The sequence below is a fragment of the Micrococcus sp. HMSC31B01 genome (assembly GCF_001816085.1).
Lineage (GTDB): Bacteria > Actinomycetota > Actinomycetes > Actinomycetales > Micrococcaceae > Micrococcus > Micrococcus luteus.
This window is the reverse complement of the sequence record NZ_KV825401.1, coordinates 1-4,192: the sequence shown is the minus strand read 5'-3', so window position 1 is coordinate 4,192 and position 4,192 is coordinate 1. Positions and strand designations below refer to the sequence as shown.

The window sequence follows — 4,192 nt, the reverse complement described above, 5'->3', positions numbered from 1 at the left end:
CCGGCTGGGGGTGCGCCAGGCGCGCACCGTCGTCGACCGGGCACTCGAGGGCCTGGGGGACACCGCGGCGCGCGGGCCGCACGCGCTGCGCCACACGGCCGCGACCCACCTCCTCGACGGCGGCGCCGACCTGCGCAGCGTGCAGGAGCTGCTGGGGCATGCGTCCCTGCGCACCACGCAGGTCTACACACACGTCTCGATCGATCGCCTCCGCGAGGGCTACCGGCAGGCCCACCCACGCGCCTGACGCCTCCCCGGAGCACCCCCGGCCCGTCCCCTGCGCCGCCACGACACGCAGGGCGCCGCGCCGCCTCGTTGCCGGCCCAGCATCCCTGGTGCACAATGGCCCCAGGATCCACCGGAGCCGCGACGTGGTCGTAGGGGAAGACGCACCGCATCGCACCCTCGGAGGCATCCATGACCAGCACCCATACCCGCGGCGTGGTCCACATCCTCTCCGCCCCCACCGCCCTCTGCCCCCACGTGGAGTGGGCGCTGAGCTCCGTGCTCGGCCCCGCGACCTCGGTGGAGTGGGAGGGTCAGCCGGTCGCGCCCGGCCAGCACCGCGCCGAGGTGCACTGGACGGCGCCCGCCGGCACCGGCGCGCGTCTGGCCTCCGCCCTGCGTGGCTGGCCGCACCTGCGCTTCGAGATCACGGAGGAGCCGTCCGCCGGGGTCGACGGCTCGCGCTGGTCCCACACCCCGGACCTCGGCATCTTCCACGCCACCACGGACGTCTCCGGCAACATCATGGTCTCCGAGGACCGCATCCGGTACGCCTACGAGGCCGGTGCGGGCGACCCCAGCGTGCTGATGCACGAACTCTCCCTCGCGCTCGGCGAGGCCTGGGACGATGAGCTCGAGCCGTTCCGGCTGGCCGCCGCCCACGCCAACGTGCGCTGGCTGCACCGCGCTGTCTGAGCCTTCGCCCGGCCGGCGGCGCTCCGGCTCAGACGCTGCGGAACACGGCCACCGCGTTGTGGCCGCCGAACCCGAACGAGTTCTTCACGGCCACGCGCGGCCCCTCGGGCAGGCGGGCGGGGGAGCCGGTGACCACGTTCAGCGGGATCTCCGGGTCCTGGTGGTCCAGGTTGATGGTCACGGGCGCCTGGCCGTGGTGCACGGCGAGCACGGACAGGATCGACTCGATCGCGCCTGAGGCGCCCAGCAGGTGGCCGGTCTGGGACTTCGTGGCCGAGACCTGCACCTGGTCCAGGTGGTCGCCGAACACGGCCCGCATGGCCAGGTACTCCGGGGCGTCGCCCTTGGGTGTGGACGTCGCGTGGGCGTTCACGTGGCACACGTCCTCGGGGGTGATGTCGGCCGACCTCAGGGCGGCGCGCATCGCACGGGTCGCGCCCAGGCCCTCGGGCTCGGGCGCGGTGATGTGGTGGGAGTCGGAGCTGACGCCCGCGCCGGCCAGCTCGGCGTACACGCGCGCGCCGCGGGCCTTCGCGTGCTCCTCCGACTCGATCACCATGACGCCGGCGCCCTCACCGAGGACGAAGCCGTCGCGGTCCACGTCGTAGGGGCGGGACGCGGCCTGTGGGTCGTCGTTGCGCTTGGACAGCGCCTGCATCGCGGCGAACGCGGCCATCGGCAGCGGGTGCACGGCGGCCTCGGCGGCGCCGCAGATCACGACGTCGGCCTGGCCGGAGCGGACGAGCAGCAGCGCGGTCTCGAGCGCCTCGGTGCCGGCGGCGCACGCGGACACCACGGTGCGGGCGCCGGCACGGGCGCCGAACTCGAGGGAGAGCGCGCCGGCGGCGCCGTTGGGCATGAGCATCGGGACGGTCATGGGCAGCACGCGGCGCGGGCCGCGCTCGCGCAGGGTGTCCCAGCCGTCCAGGAGGGTCCACACGCCGCCGATGCCGGTGCCGAAGGCCACCGCGAGCCGGTCGCCGTCGACCTCCGCGCCCTCGAGGCCGGCGTCCTTCCAGGCCTCGCGCGCGGCGACGGTCGCCATCTGGGTGGCCGGGTCCTGGCGTTTCTGCTCCACCTTGGAGAGGACCTCGGAGGTGGGCACGGCCAGCTCGGCCGCGAAGGTGACGGGCAGCTCGTACTTCTCCACCCAGTCGTGTTCCATGGTGCGCGCACCGGAGACGCCCTGCAGGGCGTGGGACCAGAAGGTGGGCACGTCGCCGCCGATGGGCGTGGTGGCGCCGAGGCCGGTGATCACTGCGGTGCGGGTCATGGGTCTGCTGCCTCTGGGTCTCGAGTGGGGATCGGGCGGAGGGGTGTCGTCGGCACGATGCGCGGCGCTCGCCGGGGTACCGGAAGTCGAGGGTGTCGGGGGCCGGGGGCGCTCACGCGCCCCCGGCGCTCACCGAGGGGACGGGGCGGGCCGGGACCGCCGCCGTCGTGGGCCGATCAGGCCTGGGCGCCGTCGATGAAGTCGACGGCGTCCTGGACGGTCTTGAGGTTCTTGACCTCCTCGTCCGGGATCTTCACGCCGAACTTGTCCTCGGCGTTGACCACGATGGTCATCATCGAGATCGAGTCGATGTCCAGATCGTCCGTGAAGGACTTCTCCGGCTGCACCTCGGCGGTGTCGAGGCCGGTCTCCTCGTTCACGATCTCGGCGAGGCCGGCGAGGATCTCTTCCTTGGAAGCCATGGGGCGTCTCCTTCGGTAGGGGTGTGGGGTGTACGTGGACAGTGAATCAGACGGCGCCGCCTCAGGGGAGACGGACCACCTGGGCTCCGTAGACCAGCCCGGCGCCGAAACCGATCTGCAGGGCCAGGCCGCCGGAGAGCTCGGGGTTCTCCTCCAGCAGACGGTGCATGGCCAGCGGGATGGACGCGGCCGACGTGTTGCCGGCGTCCGCGATGTCCCGGGCCACGACGACGGACTCCGGCAGCTTCAGCTGCTTGGCGAACTCGTCGATGATCCGCATGTTGGCCTGGTGCGGGATGAACGCGGCGAGGTCCTCGGGCTCCACGCCCGCGGCGTCGAGGGCCTCGCGGGCCACCTTCGCCATCGACCACACGGCCCAGCGGAAGACGGAGGGCCCGTCCTGGCGCAGCGTGGGCCAGAGCATCCCCTCCGCGCCGGTGATCGCCGAGGCGTCGCCCGTGGTGCGGGCGTGCTCCACGGCGTCGCGCAGCTCCAGCTGCGAGTGCGTCATGGAGATCGTGGACCAGCGCTCCCCGTCCGAGCCCCACACCGAGGGGGAGATGCCCGGCTCGTCCGAGGCCGACACGATCACGGCGCCCGCGCCGTCGCCCAGGAGGAAGGAGATGGAGCGGTCCGTGGGATCCACGACGTCGGAGAGGCGCTCGACGCCGACCACGAGCACGTGCCGCGCGGTGCCGGAACGCACGAGCGCGTCGGCCTGGGCCACGCCGTAGCAGTAGCCGGCGCACGCGGCGGAGACGTCGTAGGCGGGCGCCGGGGTGGCCCCGATCTCGTGCGCCACGAGGGCCGCGGCCGAGGGGGTGGCGTGCGGGAAGGTGACGGTCGAGACGATCACGGCGTCCAGGTCCGAGCCCTGCAGGCCGGCCCGCTCGAGGGCCTCCCGGGCGGCGCCCACGGCCATGACGGGCACGGTCTCCTCCGCCGTGGCGCGCTGGCGCGTGACGATGCCGGTGCGCTGGCGGATCCACTCGTCCGACGAGTCGATGGGGCCGATGAGGTCCTCGTTGGGGACCAAATTCGCCGGGCGGTAGGCGCCCACGGCCACGATGCGGCTGGCCGCGGGGCGCTCGTGCTGCTTCAGGGTGACGGTCATGGTGCTTCTCTCTGCCGGGCGGTGCGCGGGGTTCAGGCCGAGTGCTCGGCCAGGAACGCCCGCGCGGCGTCCAGGTCCTCGGGGGTCTTCACGGCGAGCTGCGCGGTGCCCTTGAGACCGCGCTTGGCCAGTCCGGTCAGTGTGCCACCGGGCAGCAGCTCCAGGACGCCCGTGACCTGCCGCGTGGCCATGGTCGCCATGCACAGGTCCCAGCGGACCGGGCGGGTGACCTGGTCCACGATCCGGGCGAGCACGTCCGTGCCGGACTCGACGGCCTCGCCGTCCCGGTTGGACAGCAGGGGCAGGCGCGGGTCCGAGGGGGAGAGGCCGGCGACGTGGGCCGCGAGGTCGTCCACGGCGGGGCGCATGTGCTCCGTGTGGAACGCGCCGGCCACCTTGAGCGGGATCACGCGGGCGCGGGCGGGGGCGGACTCGGCGAGCGCGCCGAGGGCCTCCGCGGTG

General features: G+C 73.8%; 6 protein-coding genes. 2 read left to right on the top strand and 4 right to left on the bottom strand.

Features of this window, described 5'->3' with window-relative positions; translation table 11 throughout:
* Both HMPREF3105_RS11405 and HMPREF3105_RS11400 read left to right on the top strand, forming a co-directional pair.
* On the top strand, nucleotides 1-247 hold a 247-nt coding region (locus tag HMPREF3105_RS11405; protein WP_168168016.1), incomplete at its 5' end, for a tyrosine-type recombinase/integrase.
* Between the two features lie 170 nt (nucleotides 248-417).
* Nucleotides 418-921 carry a DUF3145 domain-containing protein gene (locus tag HMPREF3105_RS11400; RefSeq protein WP_036340144.1) on the top strand — a complete coding sequence of 168 codons (504 nt, stop codon included), beginning with the start codon at nucleotides 418-420 and terminating at the stop codon, nucleotides 919-921.
* Between the two features lie 28 nt (nucleotides 922-949).
* On the opposite strand, the gene fabF is transcribed toward HMPREF3105_RS11400, so the two are convergent.
* The 4 genes from fabF to HMPREF3105_RS11380 form a co-directional block, all read right to left on the bottom strand.
* Nucleotides 950-2,194 (bottom strand): beta-ketoacyl-ACP synthase II, encoded by a 1,245-nt coding sequence (gene fabF / locus HMPREF3105_RS11395; protein WP_041103123.1) that lies wholly within the window; start codon nucleotides 2,192-2,194, stop codon nucleotides 950-952.
* A gap of 176 nt (nucleotides 2,195-2,370) precedes the next feature.
* A complete protein-coding gene (locus HMPREF3105_RS11390; protein WP_010078906.1) occupies nucleotides 2,371-2,616 on the bottom strand; it encodes an acyl carrier protein in 246 nt (81 codons plus the stop codon).
* Between the two features lie 61 nt (nucleotides 2,617-2,677).
* Nucleotides 2,678-3,730 (bottom strand): beta-ketoacyl-ACP synthase III, encoded by a 1,053-nt coding sequence (locus tag HMPREF3105_RS11385; RefSeq protein WP_070709699.1) that lies wholly within the window; start codon nucleotides 3,728-3,730, stop codon nucleotides 2,678-2,680.
* A 32-nt stretch (nucleotides 3,731-3,762) separates the two neighbouring features.
* On the bottom strand, nucleotides 3,763-4,192 hold a 430-nt coding region (locus HMPREF3105_RS11380), incomplete at its 5' end, for an ACP S-malonyltransferase (RefSeq protein WP_141762527.1).

Excerpts from the sequence above, each read along its gene's own strand:
- HMPREF3105_RS11400 (WP_036340144.1), top strand. The coding sequence starts at position 418 with ATGACCAGCACCCATACCCGCGGCGTGGTCCACATCCTCTCCGCCCCC.
- fabF (WP_041103123.1), bottom strand. The coding sequence starts at position 2,194 with ATGACCCGCACCGCAGTGATCACCGGCCTCGGCGCCACCACGCCCATC.
- HMPREF3105_RS11390 (WP_010078906.1), bottom strand. The coding sequence starts at position 2,616 with ATGGCTTCCAAGGAAGAGATCCTCGCCGGCCTCGCCGAGATCGTGAAC.
- HMPREF3105_RS11385 (WP_070709699.1), bottom strand. The coding sequence starts at position 3,730 with ATGACCGTCACCCTGAAGCAGCACGAGCGCCCCGCGGCCAGCCGCATC.